Annotated in this window: 14 protein-coding genes; 5 read left to right on the forward strand and 9 right to left on the reverse strand. The window is 59.6% G+C overall.

Going from position 1 to position 20,165, the window contains the following annotated elements; translation table 11 throughout:
- Positions 1-57: 57 nt before the first annotated feature.
- The 7 genes from AC07UI_RS29015 to AC07UI_RS29045 form a co-directional block, all read right to left on the reverse strand.
- Positions 58-1,587, reverse strand: a complete 1,530-nt coding sequence (locus AC07UI_RS29015; protein WP_494995735.1) for a DHA2 family efflux MFS transporter permease subunit — start codon at positions 1,585-1,587, stop codon at positions 58-60.
- Between the two features lie 70 nt (positions 1,588-1,657).
- Entirely contained in the window at positions 1,658-2,860 is a 1,203-nt protein-coding gene (locus AC07UI_RS29020) for an HlyD family secretion protein (protein WP_494995736.1), read from the reverse strand.
- 15 nt (positions 2,861-2,875) lie between these two features.
- Positions 2,876-4,345 (reverse strand): efflux transporter outer membrane subunit, encoded by a 1,470-nt coding sequence (locus AC07UI_RS29025; protein ID WP_494995737.1) that lies wholly within the window; start codon positions 4,343-4,345, stop codon positions 2,876-2,878.
- Positions 4,342-4,815 (reverse strand): MarR family winged helix-turn-helix transcriptional regulator, encoded by a 474-nt coding sequence (locus AC07UI_RS29030; protein ID WP_494995738.1) that lies wholly within the window; start codon positions 4,813-4,815, stop codon positions 4,342-4,344. Before AC07UI_RS29030 ends, AC07UI_RS29025 begins: the two co-directional genes overlap by 4 nt.
- 230 nt (positions 4,816-5,045) lie before the next feature.
- Entirely contained in the window at positions 5,046-8,717 is a 3,672-nt protein-coding gene (locus AC07UI_RS29035) for a translocation/assembly module TamB domain-containing protein (protein ID WP_494995739.1), read from the reverse strand.
- Complete coding sequence (locus tag AC07UI_RS29040; RefSeq protein ID WP_494995740.1) at positions 8,714-10,441, reverse strand: autotransporter assembly complex protein TamA; 1,728 nt, start codon at positions 10,439-10,441, stop codon at positions 8,714-8,716. The genes AC07UI_RS29035 and AC07UI_RS29040 overlap by 4 nt, the downstream gene beginning before the upstream one ends.
- 66 nt (positions 10,442-10,507) lie before the next feature.
- On the reverse strand, positions 10,508-11,158 hold the full coding sequence (locus AC07UI_RS29045) for a GNAT family N-acetyltransferase (RefSeq protein WP_494995741.1): 651 nt from the start codon (positions 11,156-11,158) through the stop codon (positions 10,508-10,510).
- Positions 11,159-11,354: 196 nt separating this feature from the next.
- On the opposite strand from AC07UI_RS29045, the gene xthA reads away from it, so the two are divergent.
- Both xthA and AC07UI_RS29055 read left to right on the forward strand, forming a co-directional pair.
- Complete coding sequence (xthA, locus tag AC07UI_RS29050; protein WP_494995742.1) at positions 11,355-12,167, forward strand: exodeoxyribonuclease III; 813 nt, start codon at positions 11,355-11,357, stop codon at positions 12,165-12,167.
- A 124-nt stretch (positions 12,168-12,291) separates the two neighbouring features.
- Positions 12,292-13,632, forward strand: coding sequence for a substrate-binding domain-containing protein (locus AC07UI_RS29055; RefSeq protein ID WP_494995748.1), 1,341 nt, complete (start codon positions 12,292-12,294; stop codon positions 13,630-13,632).
- A 65-nt stretch (positions 13,633-13,697) separates the two neighbouring features.
- Here the strand turns inward: AC07UI_RS29055 and AC07UI_RS29060 are convergent, their stop codons facing one another.
- Entirely contained in the window at positions 13,698-14,927 is a 1,230-nt protein-coding gene (locus AC07UI_RS29060; protein ID WP_494995743.1) for an acyl-CoA dehydrogenase, read from the reverse strand.
- Between the two features lie 152 nt (positions 14,928-15,079).
- Here AC07UI_RS29060 and AC07UI_RS29065 point away from each other — a divergent pair, with 152 nt between their 5' ends.
- The 3 genes from AC07UI_RS29065 to AC07UI_RS29075 all read left to right on the forward strand — a co-directional run bounded on the left by AC07UI_RS29065 (position 15,080) and on the right by AC07UI_RS29075 (position 17,652).
- The gene (locus tag AC07UI_RS29065) at positions 15,080-16,009 is read left to right on the forward strand and encodes a LysR family transcriptional regulator (RefSeq protein ID WP_494995744.1); all 930 of its coding nucleotides are present in this window, start codon (positions 15,080-15,082) and stop codon (positions 16,007-16,009) included.
- Between the two features lie 205 nt (positions 16,010-16,214).
- A complete protein-coding gene (locus AC07UI_RS29070) occupies positions 16,215-16,616 on the forward strand; it encodes a MerR family transcriptional regulator (RefSeq protein WP_494995745.1) in 402 nt (133 codons plus the stop codon).
- A gap of 136 nt (positions 16,617-16,752) precedes the next feature.
- Positions 16,753-17,652, forward strand: a complete 900-nt coding sequence (locus AC07UI_RS29075) for a hydroxymethylglutaryl-CoA lyase (RefSeq protein WP_494995746.1) — start codon at positions 16,753-16,755, stop codon at positions 17,650-17,652.
- A gap of 669 nt (positions 17,653-18,321) precedes the next feature.
- Here the strand turns inward: AC07UI_RS29075 and AC07UI_RS29080 are convergent.
- Positions 18,322-20,019 carry an AMP-binding protein gene (locus tag AC07UI_RS29080; protein WP_494995747.1) on the reverse strand — a complete coding sequence of 566 codons (1,698 nt, stop codon included), beginning with the start codon at positions 20,017-20,019 and terminating at the stop codon, positions 18,322-18,324.
- Positions 20,020-20,165: the final 146 nt, after the last annotated feature.

Here is a 20,165-nt window from a genome sequence, read left to right on the forward strand (position 1 = left end):
TGCCAGCGATGGCGCCCCTGAGGCCGCCATCGCTGGCAAGCCAGGCTCCTACAGCTGTCAGTGTCCGCTTGCCGCCGGCCCGGCCTTGGCCGCGAACGGAGGCTTGGCCAGCCAGACAATCAGAATCAGGCCCATGAACATCCAGCCCAGCAGGCTGAAGTAATCCACCGTGGACATGATGTACGCCTGGCTGATCACCATCTGATCCAGCTGCGTGTAAGCCTTGACCCCTGCCCCGCCCAGATGAGTCAACGCCTCGCGGGTCGCCGGCTCAAAGGTATTGATGCTTTCAGTCAGGTAGGCGTGATGCTGATCGGCCCGGCGAATCCAGATCCAGGTGGTCAGTGACGCGGCGAAGCTGCCGCCCAGGGTCCGAAGGAACGTCGCCAGACCCGAGCCGTCGGCGATCTGGCTCGGCGGCAGGTCCGATAGCAGGATGGTCAGGGTCGGCATGAAGAACAGCGCCACGCCGATCCCCATGAACAGCTGCACCAGGGCGATATGCTGGAAGTCCACTTCATTGGTGAACCCGGCGCGCATGAAACAGCTCATGCCGATGGCCAGGAACGCGCCGCCCGCCAGCACCCGCATGTCGAATTTCGGTGCGTATTTACCGACGAAGGGCGACAGCAACACCGGCAAGATACCCAACGGTGCTACGGCAAAACCGGCCCAGGTCGCGGTGTAGCCCAGCCGCGTCTGCAACCATTGCGGCAGAATCAGGTTGATCCCGAAGAACCCGGCGTAACCCAATACCAGCACAATGGTGCCATAGCGGAAGTTGCGGTGGGCGAACAGCCGCAGGTTGACCACCGGATGTTCATCGGTCATTTCCCAGATCACGAAGAACGCCAGGGCGATCACCGAAATCACCGTGCCGACAATGATGAAGCTGGATTCGAACCAGTCAGCATCGTTGCCTTTATCGAGGACGATCTGCAAAGCCCCGACACCGATGATCAACGCAATCAGACCGACGTAGTCCATCGGCTGGCGACTGGTGACCACCGGGCGTTTTTTCATCTGTTGGGTAACCACGAACGCGGCAAACAGGCCTATGGGCACGTTGATGAAGAAGATCCACGGCCAGCTGTAACTGTCGGTGATCCAGCCGCCGAGGATGGGACCGGCAATCGGTGCGACCACCGTGACCATCGCCAGCAGTGCCAGTGCCATCCCCCGTTTCGCCGGCGGATAGACCGCAATCAGAAGGGTCTGGGTCATTGGATACAACGGCCCCGCCACCACCCCTTGCAGGACCCGAAAGCCCACCAGTTCGGGCATGGAGGTAGAGATTCCACACAGAAACGATGCCAGGACGAACAGCAGCGTTGCCCAGATAAACAGCTTCACTTCACCGAAGCGCCGACTGAGCCAACCGGTCAACGGCAGCGCGATGGCGTTACTCACGGCAAACGAAGTGATAACCCAGGTGCCCTGCTCCGAACTCACGCCCAGGTTGCCGGAAATTGTCGGCAAGGCCACGTTGGCGATGGTGGTGTCGAGCACCTGCATGAACGTCGCCAGCGACAGACCGATGGTACTGAACAGCAGGCTGGGCGGAGTGAAAGAGGCGTTATTGCTCATCGCGAATCCTTTGAAACGAAGCTGACGCTGCGACCACAGGGCTTTAGGCCGCAGCTGGCGGACTGGCGAATCAGCGTTGGGCCGTTTTGCTCACGGCCGCGCTGTTGTCGTGGATTAACTGCGTAATCATCGCATCGGCTTCAGCCAACTGACGGTCATAGACGCTGGTGCTGAAAGAAGCCTTTTGCGGCGGTTGTTGCGCCAGCACCGGACCGCTCTGGTCGTGCAGATTGACCTCAACCTGAGTCGACAGACCGACCCGCAGCGGGTGCCTGGCGAGTTCTTCGGCGTTGATATGAATGCGCACCGGTACCCGTTGGACGATCTTGATCCAGTTGCCGGTGGCGTTCTGTGCCGGCAACAAGGCAAAGGCACTGCCGGTGCCCGCACCGAGGCTGTCGATGGTGCCTCTGTATTTCACGTCGCTGCCGTAGACATCCGTCTCAATGTCCACCGGCTGACCAATGCGCATGTCCCGCAGCTGGGTTTCCTTGAAGTTGGCGTCGATCCACAACTGATCCAGCGGGATCACCGCCATCAACGCCGTGCCTGGCTGAACCCGCTGACCGAGTTGCACGGTGCGTTTGGCGACATAGCCGGTGACGGGTGCGATCAAGGTGCTGCGGGCATCGCTCAGGTAGGCCTGACGCAATTGCGCAGCGGCGGCCTGTACGTCCGGGTGGGACGAAACCACGGTGTCGTCCACCAACGCGCTGGTGGTATTGAGTTGCTGTTGCGCATTGGCCAAGGCGTTTTGCGCCGAGGTCAGGTCATCGCGAGCGTGGGACAGCTCCTCTTGGGAAATCGCCCCGCCGGCCGCCAGATTTTTTCGGCGATTGAAGTTGTCCTGGGCTTTTTGCACGGCGGCTTTCTGCGCGCCAACTTGCGCTTTCATGCCATCGACGTTGCTGTACAGGCCGCGGACCTGACGCACAGTGCGGGCCAGGTTGGCCTGAGCGCTCTGCAAACCGACTTCGGCGTCATTCGGGTCGAAGTTGACCAGCACCTGGCCTTCATGCACCAGGTCGCCGTCATCGGCGCCGATGCTCACGACCGTGCCGGTGACCAACGGGGTGATTTCCACCACGTTGCCATTCACGTAGGCGTCATCAGTGCTTTCACTCCAGCGACCGTAGAACTGGTGCCAGCTCCAGACGCCCAGCCCGCTGAGGACGACGATGACGGCCAACATCAGCAGCATGACTTTGCGCTTGCGCGAATTGCCGTCGTCCTGGGCGTTTTGAGCAGTGTTGATTGTTTCTTCAGTGGCCATGACAAGTACCTTGAATTATTCAGTCCGCGTGGCTGGGGTTGGGTTGGCCGCGGCCATGGTGTCGGCCTGAAACCCGCCGCCCAGAGCCTGCATCAGTTGAATCGAGAGATCGATTTGCTCGGCATTCAGGTTTGCCAGTTGACGCTGGGCCTGCAGCAGTTGCTGCTCGATGCTGAGCACGTCCAGGTAGTTACCGATACCGGAACCGAAGCGCTGGACCACGGTGTTGTAAGAATCCTGAGCGATGTCGGTGGCGTGTTGCTGCGCACCGATCTGCCGGCCGATGTCACGCAACTGGGAAATCGTGTCGCTGACATCCCCCAACGCTTTCACCAGAGTCTTGTTGTACTGCGCGACGGCGAGGTCGTAGTCGGCGTCGCGAGCATCGAGGTTGGCGCGCAAGCGGCCGCCATCGAAGATCGGCAACGACACGGTTGGCACAATATTGAAGAAGCGGCTCGCCGAGCCAAACATCGCGTCACCCAACAACGATTCGGCGCCGGCGGCCGCGCTCAAGTTGAGATTCGGGTAGAACTTTGTTTTACCTGCGTCGATGTTTTTGCTCGCCGCCTCGACCCGCCAACGCGCGGCGATCAGGTCCGGGCGACGACCGAGCAACTCGGCCGGCAGTGTCGATGGCAACGCCACGGCGCTAGCCTGAAGGATTTTTGGCCGGGCAATGTCGTTACCACGATCCGGGCCTTTACCGAGCAGCACAGCCAGGGCGATTTTCGCGCTCTGAAGGGTCTTTTCGGCGTCGATCAACGTGGCTTCGGAGCTGGCTTCCAGGCTTTCGGTTTGTTGATACTGGTATTGGCTGTCGATACCGGAACTCAGCCGACGCTTGCTCAGATCAAGCATTTGCCGAGTGCGCTTGAGGTCATCGTTGGCCAGGTCATAGACGATGTGGGCCTGGCCCAGGTTGCTGTAGGCGCGAGCAACGTCGGCCGACAAGGTCAGTTGCGCGGCTTGCTGATCGACTTCGGCAGCACGGGCCTGGCCCAGCGCCGCTTCCCAGGTGGCACGCTGGCCGCCCCAGAGGTCGAAGGTGTAATTGAAGCTGGCGCCAATACTGCGCACTGTGGAGTAAGTGCCACCCACTCTGGTCGGGTCCTTGTCACGAGCCAACCGCGAGCGGCTGACGCTGGCGCTGGCATCGAGGGTCGGCATCCGCGCGGCATCGGCAGCATAAGCGGCGGCGCTGGCCTGGTGGGCACGGGCGTCGGCGATCTGCATGTCCGGGCTGTCGTGCAGGGCTTCACGGATCAGACCATCGAGCTGTGGGTCGCCGAGGCTTTTCCACCAGTCGCTCTTTGGCCACGCTGCCGGCGACAGGGTTACACCGCTGAGGGATTGCCCAGCCTTCAAGGTTTTCGCATCGAGGCTCACGCCTTGGGTGTTCAGGCCACTGTAGCTGGCGCACCCGGCCAGGCTCATGGCCAACAGCACCAGGCTGAGGCCGGTACGCAAGGTTTTACTGCTCATTTGTCACCTACCCGCAGCAAGGTGATCGAGTCACCGGCCGCCAGCAAAATTTTCTTCAGGATCAGTTCCAGGGTTTTCAATTCATCTGGAGTGATGGCGCCTGCCAGTTCGTTCATTGCCTCGGCACCTATATGAGGAAGCCTGTCGGCAAGCTTCTGGCCTTCCTCGGTCAGCACCAACTGCACCTGACGCCGGTCTTCTTCAGAGCGTTTGCGTGCGAGAAAACCTTTCTGCTCCAGGCGATCAAGCATCCGGGTCATCGAGCCACTGTCGAGCGACAGATGCCGGCACAACTCGGCCGGTGTATCGACGCCGAACTGGGCCATGATGATCAGCACCTTGAACTGCGCGGCGGTGATGCCGTGGGGTTCCATGTGCGTGTCGATGATCCGGTCCTTGAGCAGCGCAGCGCGCCCCAGCAGCAGACCGAGATGGCAATTTTTAAATTCGTCCGGCGTGAAATGTTTCATCTGACCACCAATTAGCTGCCTAGGCAGAGAGTCTGTTTCGAGATATTACTGCCTAGGCAGCGAATGTCAACGAAATAGTTAGGAGGCTTTGTAATCAGGTGATAAATGGCGGGTTTTAGGGCGAAGGGGTTATGAGCGATTGATGCTTAGAAGGGAGAGTGCTGAGTCACTGAAACCACGACTTGCGCGGTCATTGTGGCGAGGGAGCAGCCCTTAATCGGGGACAGGGTTTAGAAATCCCGCTTGTAGAAGATATCCAGTGAACTGGCGATGCCGCTGGCGGCCTCCAGATAGACCTTCTTGCTCAGCTTGTAACGCAGCGCGATGGTATTGGCGGGCTCAAACACCCCAACCCCGTAGCGTAAACTGAGCTGCTCGGAGATGTTGCCGCTGGCGACCACGCTGGTGGTGTTGCCGCTGCCCTGAGTGTCGAGCTGGAAGTCCTGAATTCCCAGGTCCTTGGCCAGACCACCGGTAATACTCGAACTGCTCATCAGCCCCAGACCCAACGCCGCCTGGGCCAGCATGTTGTTGTCTTCTCCGGTGGTGCTCAGCGGACGCCCCAGAACCAGATAGGACAACGCCTGCTCCTGGCTCATGGCCGGCTCGGAGAAGATCTGCGTGGTTGGCTGCTCGGCGTTGCCGCTCAGGCGAATGCCGGCGATCACGTCGTCGGTCTGACGAATCGCTTCGATGTCCAGATACGGTTGATCGATGGGACCTGCGAACAACAACCGTGCACGACGAACGGTCAGGCGCTGGCCGTAGGCGCGATAACGGCCATCGTTGAGCCAGAGCTCGCCTCGGGTATCCAGGTTGTCGCCGATATGCACCTGGCCTTGTAGATTGGCGGTCAAGCCAAAGCCACTGAAGCTGAGCTTGTCCTTACCCACCTCGACGTCGATGTCCATCGCCATGACCATCGGCGGCTTGCCCTCTTCGGTCTGATGGCCAACGATCACTGTGTCATCCGAGACTTTGACCGTCGACGGCGGCAACTCACGGATGGTGATTTCGCCTTTAGGCACCTGCACCTTGCCGGCAATCGCCAGCTTGTCGTTCTTCATCGAAATTTTCAGGTCCGGTGCCACTTCCAGCACCGCATAGGGCTCGACCGTGACCGGCAGCTGCGAGCCTTTGAGGCTCAAATCAACCACCAGCGCTTCGCCCCAGGCTACATTTCCATTCAATGTGCCCTGCCCGGTTTTGCCGCTTTTCCAGCCACCGTTCAGTTGCACGCTTTCACCGACGATCAGCGCCTGAATCTGCAGCGCCTCGAAACTGGTGGGCAATTCAGGCCCTGAGATTTCGCCATCGCTAAGGGTCAGGCTGCCATTGACCTGGGGCGCGAATAAACCGCCGGACAAACTGCCATTGCCGTTCAAATGCCCGGACAGCTTCTTGACCATCGGCACAAACGGCCGCGCCACCGATAGATCCAGACCGTTGAGCCGGAAAGAGCCGGTCAGCGGCTTGTTCTTCGGAAACGGGTTGACCTGCGCCTGCACCATCAGTTCGCCGAGCCTGGCACCGACGAAGTCGAGCTGGGTATCGATGCGTTTGGGGCCCAGGGTGCTATTGAGCTTGAGTGTCTGGTAAGGGAAATCCAGCCACTGGCCTTTTTCGCGCATACGCAGCGTACCGCCGCTCGCGTCGACCATGATCTGGCCTTTCGGGCCGCTGGCCGGCAGATCGAGTTGCAGGTCGGCATTGAGCTTTCCCTGCCAGGCGAAATCCTTCGGCAACCATTGCGCCAGGCTTTCAATCGGGAACTGCTTGAGGTGGTAGCGCAACTTGGGCTCAGGCATCAGCCGCTGGTCTTCACCGCACAGGCTGGCTTGCCCGGACATCCAGCAATGAGCGGCAAAGGTCACTTTGCCGTCGGCCAGGCGTTCGAGTTTCGCCGGGTTCTGCAACTTCCAGTCCTGGCCGCCAGCCTGTATGTCACCACTGGCCAAACGTCCGCGCCAGTTGCCTTTATCCAGATTGCCGTCCAGCCCCAGCGCCAGCTTGAGCATCGGCCCCTGGAGGTCCAGTTGCAATTTCTGGTTTTTGACATCGCCCTGGCCGCTGGCCGTCAGCGTGCCCAGTTGCGTATTTGCGGTCTGGATACCGCTGCCTTTGAGGTCGATACGCGCGCGTTGGGCGCTGTCGAGGCTGGCGTCCAGGTTCAGGCTTTGCAGGCGATTGTCGGCCATCACCAATTGCAGACCGTGCAGGCTCAGCTTGCCTTGCGGTGCTTTCCAGGTGCCGGTGAGATCAAGACGCCCATTGAGCTGACCGCGCAATTGCGGCCAGAGTTGGCCAAGGCGCGGCATCTGGATATCGAGCTGCCCGGCCAGTTGGTTGTGCAGGCTGCCCTTGCCGTTAATGCGGTTGTCACCCAGGCGAATATCCAGCGCACTCAGGCTCCATTGCTCACCGCCACCATCGGCCTTGGCCTGAAACACAGCAGGTTGACCGCGCAGTTTGCCCTTGAGGTCCAGGTCAGCATTCAGGCTCAGTTGCCGGTTTTTCATTTCGCCTTTGCTGCGCAACGGTCCGGCGAGATTGCCCGGCAACTCCGCCAGCCAATACGCCGGGTTGATCGCCGACAGGTCCAGCGCCGTGTCCCAGGCGATGCCATCGGCAAACTGCAGATTCAAATGCCCTTCGGCCTTGCCCTGCCCGGCCGCGAGTTTGAACTGCGGCAAGAAGATTTTTGTCAGGTCGCCACTGAACGGGCTGCTCAGGCTGAACGCCCCCGCCGGGCCATCGAGCGCGGCCTTGAAATTGCCCAGATAGTTGCCATCGCGATAGGACACTTCAGCGTTGAAGGTACGCAGCGCCACTGCCGGTTCGTCGATCAGCGGATAGAGCCGGTGCCAAGGGAAGTTCAGCCAGTCGATCCTGGCTTCAACGCTGAAGCCTTCGCTCCAGTCCAGTTGCCCGGTGAGCTTGAGACTTTGCTCGGCGCTGGCACTGAGGTCCAGCGCGGCAATTTGCGCGCCCTTGGCGTCGACCTTACCTTGCAGCAGCAGGTCGACCGGCCCCTGCTCGGCAGGCAAGGTGGCTTTGCCCAACAGTTGATAACCGTCTTTCAGATCGCCCTTGCCGGTCAATTCGAGTTGATTGAGTTGCAGCGTGTCCGGCAAGTCGGCGCTGGCCTTGAAGCCATTCGCAGTGATGCGCACTTGAGCGGGCAGATTCTCCACCAGCGGTTGCAGCTCACCGGTCAATTGGCCTTGCAGGTAGCCGCTGCTGTCGGCTTTGAGGTTCAGGGTCTTGAGCAAATCGCCGTCGACTTTCAACGCCAGCGCCCACGGTGCGGTGCCCGGCGCCAGCAAGGTCAACGTGCCTTCAGCCGTCAGCGGCCAGTTACCGCTTGGTTGCAACAGGCCCGACAGGTCCAGGCTCAGGCCATCGCGTTGCAGGTGCACGGCATCGATCTGCAAGCCCTTGGCCGTCCACCGGGCCGCCAGTTGCAAGCCTTTGAGTTGTTCGCTGCCGTTGAACAGCAGGCGGCCGATCTGCACTTCACCCAACTCAATAGCCAGTGGCAGTTTCAGTTCGGGCAGGCTGACGGGTCCGCTGCTCTCATTTGTACTCGATGGAAATTGCAGGCTGACCTGCTCGACGCGCAGTTGCTCGATGCACAAGGTCACGCGCGCAAGACACAACGGCGACCAGGCAAAAACCGGCTTGATCAGTTCGACCCGGCTGCTGTCCTGCTGCCAGAGCAGGTGGTCGGCGCTCCATTGGCCGCCCAGACGGCCCTGGAAATTGTCTACCGTCAAACCCGGTACCCGCCCAAGGGCCCACTGGCTGCCAGCCTGGGTTCCAAGCAACGTAGCCAGCGCCAGCAAAACGACCATCACCAGCGTAAGTATCGCCAGCAGCGCTATTTTCAAACCACGATTCAAAGCTCAGGCCCCATGGAAAAGTGCAACCGAATGCCGCCTTGGTCATCCATCCCATGGGCGAGGTCCAGACGCAGCGGTCCGACCGGCGAGACCCAGCGTACGCCGATGCCGACGCCGGTCTTGAGGTTCGGCAGTTCGAGTGTGTTGAACGAGTTGCCCTGGTCGATGAAGGTCGCGACCCGCCATTTCTCGGCGATGGAGTATTGATACTCGACGCTACCAGCGACCATGTAGCGACCACCGATGCGATCACCATTGGAGTTTTCCGGGGACAGGCTCTGATAGTCGTACCCGCGCACGCTTTGATCACCACCGGCGAAGAAACGCAGTGATGGCGGAACCGATTTATAGCCATTGGTGGCGCTGCCGCCGAACTGCACGCGCCCCAGGAAGCGGTGCTTGTCCCAGACGGTGGTCAGGCCTTTGAGCAGTGCAGTGCCATAGAGCAAGTTGGTGTCCGACGCCAACCCTTCCTTGGCCACCTTGGCGTCGAATTGCAGACGATAGCCATTGTGCGGGTCGACGCGGTTGTCGCTGCGCAAGTAGGAATAGCTGACACCCGGCATCAGCAAGTTGCTCAACCCCGAATCGTCGCCGAGGCGAAACTCTTCCCGTTGCCATTTCAGCGAGATCACTCGTTGCCAGCCGCCGGGCAGTTTGCTGTGCCACTCGGGACCGACCGTGAGCAGCTTGCTCAGGCTATCGGTATGGGCGATTTCTTCATATTGATAGCCCCCGGCAAAGCGCAGTTTATCGGTGAGCGGCGGGTCCAGTGGCACGTCATACCACACGCCGACGTTCTGCCGCGGTGCGGACACTTCGGTCTCCCAGCCGTAACTGTCACCCTGGGGGTTGACCCAATGCCGGGTCCAGTTGGCCTTGGCGCGCGGACCGACATCGGTGGAGAAACCCAGGCCCAGGCCCATGGTCCGTGGCTTGCGGGTTTCCAGCCGCACCGCCACCGGGATCACATCGTTGGCAGCGGCGGCAGGCGCGGCATCGACCCGTACGCCTTCAAAATAGCCGCTCGACTGCAACGCCTGATTGAGTTCGGCGATCAGTTCGGAATCGTAGGGGGTGCCGGCCTTGAACGGCACCATGCGTTGCAGCAAATCTTCATCGAACGGTGTGTTACCGGCGAAGCTGACCTTGCCCAAGGCATAGCGCGGGCCGCTGTCATAGATCAGTTCGATGTCGGCGACACCGGCCTGGGGATCGACTGATAATTTCTGGCTGGTAAAACGTCCGCTGAAAAAGCCGTAGCGCGATGCCTGATTCTGGATCAGCCGCTTGGCCTCTTCATAATGGCCGTGATTGAGCACGGCGCCGGATTTCAGCTGATCGCTTTTCGGTACGCGGAAGGCTTTGAGGGAGGCTGCGGGGCCATCGATACGCAGGGTGACATTACGCAGGTGCACAGGCTCACCGGGGTCAATGTTCAACACCAACCGTGGCGACTTGCCGCCGCTGACTTCGCTATTGATCTGCGGCTGATAGAAACCCAAGGCCTGGGCGGCCTTTCTCGCTTGCTCTTCGGCGCCACGACTGAAGCGCAACAAGGCTTCTTCGTCGCGATCGCCAAGGCCACCGATATAGCCCTCTACGTTGGCCTTCAGTTCATCGTTTGACGGTTTGATCCGCACATCCAATTCACTTTGTGCCAACGCCACACAGCTTGTGACCAGCATGAGCAAGCCGCTGGTGAATCTTCCTGGATACTTCATAGGGCACGGATGCTATCACGAGCTTGGGAGCGTGATAGAGCCCGGCAGTGACTGCAAAGCTCTACATTAAGCAGTTGCTGTTTGTAACACCTGCGGATTGGGGTGAAAAAACACATGCTCGCGGACAGGTCCTATAGCAACCTCACCAATCTCCTCGTAACCCTGACGCTTATAGAACTCCAGATAACGAGAGTCTCCGGTATCGAGCACCACGCCCTCAGAGTGCTCGTCTTCTGCGCACCAGTTATGCACCGCTGCCAGAAGTTGTTCGCCGAAGTGCTTGCCCTGGAACTGCGGGTGAATTCCCAGCAGCGGCAGGACGTGAACCGCATCGGACGGCAGGCAGGCCGCCACCGCCGCGTGGTATTCCAGATAACGGCGCGTGCAACGAAACCCGGCGCTCAGCACCATACGCAGGCGCCAGGCCCAACTTTCGGTGATGCCCAGGCGGCGTTGCGGTGGTGCGATCAGGGCAATGCCTATCAGTCGGTCGTTGACCAGCAGGCCGATGGCTGGCAAATCCTGAAAGAAATGCTGTTTGACCAGTTCACGCACCGTTGCCCGGACCCGTTGCTCATAACCGGGTCGCTCTGCCTCGAACAGAAAGCCAAAGGTCGGCTCATGCCGGTAGGCCTGATACAGCAAGGAACGCGCTTCGCGGGAATAGCCGCTGTCGAGCATATGGATGTCGGCGATGGCTGTTGAGGTTTCAGGCATAACGAATGATCTCCCCTGGACGCGACTCAAAAGGCCCTCTCCCACAAGGTATAGACCAGACTTGGAGATTGTGGTCAACCCGCCACGCAGGCGCGACACCTCCCCGCAACCGGTCAGCGCCCCATCTTGCGAACCGCCACGCTGGCCGCCGTCGGACTTGTCGGCTAGCATCGCAGTTTTGCCAGGACTGTCGACCATGAAGATCGTCTCGTTCAACATCAACGGCCTGCGCGCCCGGCCCCATCAGCTGGCCGCGCTGATCGAGAAGCACCAGCCGGACGTGATCGGCCTGCAGGAAACCAAGGTCCATGACGACCAGTTCCCCCTGGCCGAAGTTCAGGCCCTGGGTTACCAGGTGCATTACCACGGGCAAAAGGGCCATTACGGCGTCGCCCTGCTCTCGCGCCTGGCACCGATCGCACTGCATAAAGGCTTTGCCAGTGATGAAGAAGACGCTCAGCGACGCTTTATCTGGGGCACTTTCGCCGATGCCAACGGCGTACCGGTGACCATCATGAACGGCTATTTCCCACAGGGTGAAAACCGTGACCACCCGACCAAATTCCCGGCCAAGCAACGTTTTTACAACGATTTGCAGCTGCTGCTGGAAACGCAGTTCAGCAGCGACCAGCCGCTGATCGTGATGGGTGACGTGAACATTTCCCCGGAAGACTGCGACATTGGTATCGGTGCGGACAACGCCAAGCGCTGGCTGAAAACCGGCAAGTGCAGCTTCCTGCCGGAAGAGCGCGAGTGGATGGCCCGCCTGAAAAACTGGGGCCTGGTGGACAGTTTTCGTCACCTGAACCCGGATGTCTCGGATCGCTTCAGCTGGTTCGACTACCGCAGTCGCGGCTTCGAAGACGAGCCCAAACGCGGTCTGCGCATCGACCTGATCATGGCCTCTCAAGGTCTGTTGCCGCGAATCAAGGCTGCCGGTGTCGACTACGATTTGCGCGCCATGGAAAAACCTTCCGATCATGCGCCGATCTGGCTCGAATTGAGCTGATCGCGCTTGATCGTTCCCACGCGCCGCGTGGGAACGATCTCACAGCTGCTGGCAAGCTGTCATATTGCAGCAACCTTACTGACTTATTCTCCCGGCACTTCCTTTGACCTTAGAAGGTGCCGGCCTGATGCTGCGCGCGCTGTTTGTGACGATGCTTTGCGGCTTGCTGTCTTTTCCGGTCTTCGCCAGCGAGCTAGCGACCCCGGACCATGGCCCTGCCCTGCGTATTCAGGGCTCCAACACTATCGGTGCCGCGCTGGGTCCGGCGCTGGTCAGGGGGCTGATGGAAGCGCAAGGCTTGCGCGAGGTTCACAACGTCATCCAGGGTAAAGACAACGAGCAGCGCATCGTCGGCAAAACCGAGCAAGGACGCCGGGTCGTGGTGGATATCGCCGCCCACGGTTCCAGCACCGGCTTTAGTGCACTTAAAACGGCGAACGCCGACCTGGCTGCTTCATCGCGGCCGATCAAGGACAGTGAGCTGGTCGACCTGAAAGCCCTTGGCGACTTGAAAAGCCCCGGTGCCGAGCAAGTGATCGCCATTGATGGGCTGGCGATTATCCTTCACCCGCACAACCCCTTGAGCCAATTAAACACCGAGCAACTGGCACGGATTTTCAGTGGCGAGGTGAAAGACTGGGAAGAACTTGGCGGTACTGGCGGGCCGATCCACCTGTATGCCCGGGATGATCATTCGGGCACCTACGACACCTTCAAGGAGCTGGTGTTGAGTCATCATGGCAAAACCCTGGACAGCGCGGCTCAACGCTTCGAATCCAGCGAACAGCTTTCCGACGCGGTCAGCCAGGATCCTCAAGGCATTGGCTTTATCGGCCTGCCGTATGTGCGGCAGGCCAAAGCCGTGGCGATTGTCGACGGCGACTCGCAGCCGATGTTGCCCCGCGCCAGCCTGATCGCCACCGAAGACTATCCGCTGTCGCGGCGCCTGTTCTTTTACCTGCCGCCCAACGGGCAAAACCCGTGGGCCAACGCGTTGGTGGCATTTGCCCAAAGCAGCAAAGGCCAGTCAATTGTTGCGGCCAATGGTTTTATCGCTCAGACAGTACAAGCGATGACGGTAGCGCCCAGCCCACAGATGCCTGAAGGCTATCAAGCCATCGCCCGCCAGGCACAACGGCTGACGGTGAATTTTCGCTTCGCCGAAGGCAGCGCCACCCTGGACAACAAGGCCCGGCAGGATCTGTCGCGGGTGCTCGACTATTTAAGGCTCCACGACAAACTCAATAAACACGTCACGCTGGTGGGTTTTGGCGATGCCAAGAGCGATACCGCGCGGGCGGCTTTGTTGTCGAAGCTACGGGCCATGGCGGTGCGACGCGAACTGGTCAAAAACGGTGTGGTGTTTCGCGAAATCCGCGGCTTTGGCGCCGAAATGCCAGTGGCGGCCAATAGCGCGGATGAAGGCCGGATCAAAAACCGGCGGGTGGAGGTTTGGGTGTATTGAGTCCTGAAAGTAACAGATCGTTCCCACGCTGGAGCGTGGGAACGATCTGCCAGGACGACGCGGTCTTAATGCCCGCTACGCATCATCTCTTGGGGCACATATTTACCGATCTCGAACTTTCCGATCGCCGCGCGGTGAACCTCGTCCGGGCCGTCGGCCAGGCGCAGGGTACGCTGCATGGCATACATATAGGCCAGCGGAAAATCATTGGAAACCCCGGCCCCGCCATGGATCTGGATTGCCCGGTCGATGACCTTCAAGGCCACATTGGGGGCGACAACCTTGATCTGGGCGATTTCGCTTTTCGCCACCTTGTTGCCGACAGTGTCCATCATGTACGCCGCTTTGAGTGTCAGCAGCCGCGCCATGTCGATTTCCATCCGCGAGTCGGCGATCTTGTCGATATTGCCGCCCAGACGGGCCAGGGGTTTACCAAACGCGGTGCGATTCACCGAACGTTTACACATCAACTCCAATGCCCGTTCAGCCATGCCGATGGAGCGCATGCAGTGGTGAATCCGTCCCGGGCCAAGGCGACCTTGAGCGATTTCAAAACCGCGGCCCTCACCCAGCAGCACGTTCTCGTAGGGAACGCGGACGTTTTCGAACAGCACTTCTGCGTGGCCGTGAGGCGCATCGTCGTAACCGAACACCGGTAGTGGGCGGACAATCTTTACACCCGGGGCATCCGCCGGCACCAGAATCATCGAGTGCTGTTGATGACGCGGTGCATCCGGATTGCTCAGCCCCATGAAAATCAGGATCTTGCAGCGCGGATCGCAAGCACCCGAGGTCCACCATTTCTTGCCATTGATCACCCACTCGTCACCATCGCGCACTGCACGGGCGGCCATGTTAGTGGCGTCGGAGGAAGCGACATCCGGCTCGGTCATGGCGAAGGCCGAACGGATTTCGCCGCGCAAGAGTGGCTCCAGCCAGCGTTGTTTCTGATCTTCGTTGGCGTAGCGCACCAGGACTTCCATGTTGCCGGTATCCGGTGCCGAGCAATTGAACGGCTCCGGCCCCAGCAAGGAGCGGCCCATGATTTCCGCCAGCGGCGCGTATTCCAGATTGGTCAAGCCGGCGCCCAGTTCGGACTCGGGCAGGAACAGGTTCCACAAACCTTCAGCCTTGGCCTTGAGTTTGAGTTCTTCCATGATCGCGGTCGGCTGCCAGCGATCACCTTCGGCGACCTGGCGTTCAAACACCGCTTCAGCCGGATAAACGTAAGCGTCCATGAACGCGGCCACGCGCTCACGCAGTTCCTGAACCTTCGGGGAATAAGCGAAATCCATGAGCAGCTACCTTCTTCTAGGAGGTTGTTGAGGTCATGCAATCGATGCTAGAACAGCTACGAAAATTTACCTAACCTATTCTCGGCGTGTATTAACATTCATCACCGATATATGATCGGTTGATCGAAACCTAAAAGTAAGAGTGCCGCGCCATGAATCTGAGCAAGGTCGACCTGAATCTCTTCATCGTCTTCGACGCGATCTACACCGAAGCCAATCTGACCCGCGCCGGGCAAATCGTCGGCATCACTCAGCCAGCCGTCTCGAATGCTCTGGCCCGCCTGCGCGAGACCTTCAACGACCCGTTATTCGTGCGCACCGCCCAGGGCATGGTGCCCACGCCCATGGCGCAGAACATCATCGGTCCGGTGCGCAATGCACTGTCGCTGTTGCGCGTGTCGGTGCAGGAAAGCCGGATTTTCAACCCGGCGCAGGCGGTCAAGACCTACCGCATCAGCATGACCGACCTCACGGAAGCGGTGATCCTGCCGCCGCTGTTCCAGCGCCTTCGGCGTCTGGCACCGACGGTGATCATTGAGAGCTTTTTGTCCAAACGCCGGGAAACCACCAAGGAGCTGGCCGCCGGTCGCCTTGACTTCGCCGTCGATGCGCCCCTCAACACCGACCCCCAAGTGCGCCACGTCAAGCTGATGGAAGACCGCTACGTCTGCGCCATGCGCAAGGGGCATCCTCTGGCGGGCAAAGAGAAACTCACCCTCGATGACTACCTGTCGTTGACCCATATCCATATTTCCAGCCGCCGCAGCGGGCTGGGGTATGTCGACCTGGCGCTGGGCAAAATGGGCATCCAGCGCAAAATCGCCCTGCGCTCGCAGCATTACCTGATGGCTTCGCAAGTACTGCAGCAGACCGACATGGTCATGACCGTACCGGAGCGTTTTGCCCGTCGACATGACCTGTATTCGGTCAACCTTCCGGTCAACGACGTACCACCGGTTGAAACCCACCTCTACTGGCACGAAAGCACCGACCAGGACCCGGCCAACCGCTGGATGCGCGAACAAATGATCGAGCTGTGCCAGCAGGTAACAGCGCATGAGAAGAAACTCGATAAAGCCTGAAAATCACGCAAACCGTGTAGGAGCGAGCGGTGCGGCGATCCGACTTGCCCGCGAAGAACAATGACGCGGTCATTCTGTTGCACCGCGTTGCTTTCATCGCGGGCAAGTCGGATCGCCGCACCGCTCGCTCCTACAAGAGACAGGTGCTTGACGTATACGTCAAGCAGCCATTAGCTTAGTGCCAGGACCTTTCTTGAGCGCTTCCATGAGCAGCCAGACTTACAGCATTTCCGACCTCGCCCGCGAGCTCGACATCACCACCCGCGCCATTCGTTTCTATGAGGAGCAAGGTCTGCTCGCCCCCGAGCGGCGTGGCCAGGAACGTATCTACTCGCCCCGCGACAAAGTCAGCCTGAAGTTGATTCTGCGGGGCAAGCGCATTGGCTTTTCGCTGGCCGAATGCCGCGAGCTGATCGAACTCTACGACCCCACCAGCGGCAACCAGAAACAGTTGCACAGCATGCTGGCGAAAATCGCCGAACGTCGCGAGCAGCTTGAACAGCAAATGCTCGATATCGAACAGATGAAGCTGGAACTGGACACGGCTGAAGAGCGCTGTACCCAGGCGCTGGAACAAACCATCGAGAATCAGAAAGCCATTCAATGATCGTTCCCACGCTCTGCGTGGGAATGCATCCCGTGACGCTCTGCGTCACATCCAACAGCGGACGCGGAGCGTCCAGGGCGGCGTTGCCACGCGGAGCGTGGGAACGATCACATTACAAAAAACAGGTGATCTCCTTATGACTATCCCAACCCATGTGCGCCTCATCGAAGTTGGCCCTCGCGACGGTCTGCAAAACGAAGCCCAACCCATCAGCGTGGCGGACAAAGTGCAACTGGTCGACGCGCTGACCGCCGCCGGTCTTGGCTATATAGAAGTCGGCAGTTTCGTTTCGCCCAAATGGGTGCCGCAGATGGCCGGTTCCGCCGAGGTCTTCGCACAGATCCAGCGCAAGCCGGGCGTGACCTACGGTGCGCTGGCACCGAACCTGCGCGGTTTCGAAGACGCGCTGGCGGCCGGGGTCAAGGAAGTCGCGGTGTTTGCCGCCGCGTCCGAAGCGTTTTCCCAACGCAATATCAATTGCTCGATCAGCGAAAGCCTGGAGCGTTTTGTACCCATCATGGACGCCGCCAAACAGCACGGCGTCAGTGTGCGCGGTTACGTCTCCTGCGTCTTGGGTTGCCCATATGAAGGTCATGTGGCGCCCGAACAAGTCGCCTACGTGGCCCGCGAGCTTTACGCCATGGGCTGCTATGAAGTTTCTCTGGGTGACACCATCGGCACCGGTACCGCCGGCGCCACGCGCACAATGTTCGACGTCGTTGGTGCACAGGTGCCGCGGGAAAAACTGGCCGGGCATTTCCACGACACCTACGGCCAGGCGCTGGCCAATATCTACGCCAGCCTTTTGGAAGGCATCGCGGTGTTCGACAGCTCCATCGCCGGTCTGGGTGGCTGCCCATACGCAAAAGGCGCCAGCGGTAACGTCGCCACCGAAGACGTGCTGTACCTGCTCAACGGGCTGGGGATCACAACCGGGATCGACATGGATCGCCTGATCCTCGCCGGCCAGCAGATTTGCACGGTATTGGGACGCCCTACGGGTTCTCGCGTGGCCAAGGCCCGGAGCGCAGTGTGAGGGGGACGGGTGTGTCTGGGTGTTACCGCCAGCTCTAGCCCGTATCAAAAACGAGTAACACGGAAACAGATGACTGGGTTCTGGCAGATTGGATTTTCTTACAAAACTACCAAGCCATTGATTTTAAAGGACTTTATAAAGTTGGCATGGCTTCTGCTATCTCTATGGCATAACAAGAATAAAAAAATTGCAGCAACCCCAATAAAAACAAGACGTAACGACTCTGGCATAACAAAAACAACACGGCAGAGACGCAGCTAACAGATTTTTTTGGAGAAGGTGTGCTTTTCAGGGTGCTTTTCGAAGTAACCCGCAACCGGACAGAGAACAATAAAACTACCTTCAGGTAGCTCCCGAACTGGTTGGATCGCTCAGCGAAAAAGCAGATCAGCGCTCAAAAAAATACGTTTGCTCTTGATCCCGGATGGGGATCGACAATAACAGCGGTAAAGGGCCACGGTTGCCAAAAACAACAACAGACCGCCCCTCAATAATAAAAAAAGAGCACGTAACAACAAATTAAAGGGGAGCTTCGGCTCCCCTTTGTGCTTTCTGGCTGCTGACGAAATCCCCCGGTGACCTGCAGGAGCGAGGCTTGCCGCGATGGGAACACCGCGATCCAACAGCCTCCCCATCATCGTTCAGCGCGGGCAAGCCTTGCTCCTACCGTTACTCGGCGTTGCCTCGCAGCTCCTCGATGCTGATCTCCCTCATCCGAAACTTCTGAATCTTGCCGGTCACGGTCATCGGAAACTCTTCGACGAACTTGAAGTAACGCGGCGTCTTGAAGTGCGCGATGCGTTCCTTGCACCAGGTTTGCAGTTCCTGTTCGCTGGCGCTGTGGCCGGGATGGAGCTTGATCCAGGCCACGATTTCTTCGCCATACCTGGCATCCGGAATGCCGATGATCTGCACATCAGCCACCGCCGGGTGAGTGAAGAAGAACTCTTCCAGCTCACGGGGGTAAATGTTTTCGCCGCCGCGAATGATCATGTCTTTGTTGCGCCCGGCGATGCACACGTAGCCTTGCTCGTTCATGCTCGCCAGATCACCGGTGTGCATCCAGCCGGCCTGATCGATGGCCTCGGCAGTGCCTTGCGGATTGTTCCAGTAACCGAGCATCACACTGTAACCACGGGTGCACAGCTCACCCACCTGACCGCGCGCAACCGTGTTGCCAGCCTCATCGATGATCTTGCTTTCCAGTTGCGGCTGGGTTCGACCGACCGTGGTGACACGTAACTCAAGCTCGTCCGCAGGACCTGTCTGCAATGACACCGGACTGGTTTCAGTCATGCCATAGGCGATCTGCACTTCACTCATGTGCATTTCGCTGATGACCCGGCGCATCACCTCGATAGGACAGGTCGCTCCGGCCATGATCCCGGTGCGCAGGCTCGACAGATCGAACTCGGCGCGCCGTGGTTGATCGAGCATGGCGATGAACATGGTGGGCACGCCGTACAACCCCGTGGCCTGCTCTTCAGCGACGGTGGTCAAGGTCAGTAACGGATCGAAGGCATCACCGGGGTAGATCATGGTACTGCCATGGGTCACACACCCCAGGTTGCCCATCACCATGCCGAAGCAGTGATACAGCGGCACCGGAATCACCAGACGATCCGCGGCAGTCAGCCCGAGGCTTTCGCCGACCATATAGCCGTTGTTGAGAATGTTGTAGTGACTGAGGGTCGCGCCTTTGGGAAATCCGGTGGTGCCCGAGGTGGACTGGATGTTCACCGCCTGATCGAAATGCAGACTGTTTTGCCGGACATGCAATCGTTCGGTCTGCACCCCGGCGCCCAACGCAGACAACTGTGACCACGGCAGGAAACCCGATGGCGGCTGCGCATCAAGGCTGATGACGCCGCGCAAGTCCGGCAAGCGTTCGCTCTGCAGCTGGCCGATGGAGTGTTCTGCCAGTTCCGGGACCAGGCTCTGCAGCATGGCGTGGTAATCAGAGGTCTTGAAGGACCCGGCACAGATCAGCCATTGGCAGCCGGATTGCTTGAGCACATATTCCAGCTCGGAACTGCGGTAGGCCGGGTTGATATTGACCAGAATCACACCGATCTTCGCGCTGGCGAATTGACTGATACACCACTGGGCGCAGTTCGGTGCCCAGATTCCGAGGCGCTCGCCAGCCTGCATACCCAGCGCCAGGAACGCTCTGGCATGCAGATCGACAACCTCGGCCAATTGTTTCCAGCTGTAGCGCAGTTGCTGATGGCGAACCACCAACGCTTCCCCTTCTGGATACCGCGCTACAGTGTTATCGAACGCCTGACCAATGGTCTGCGCCAGTAAGGCTTTGTCCTGCGAGCCACGGGTGTAGCTCTGACTTGGGTAAGAACCTGGTTGATCCATAACGACCCCTATTGTCTTTATTGGCGGGTGTGTGTGGGAGCCGGGCTTGCCCCAATGCCATGTAGGAGCGGGGGGGGGGGGGGGGGGGGGGGGGGGGGGGGGGGGGGGGGGGGGGGGGGGGGGGGGGGGGGGGGGGGGGGGGGGGG

The sequence above is a fragment of the Pseudomonas sp. GW821-FHT04C07 genome (genome assembly GCF_059420325.1).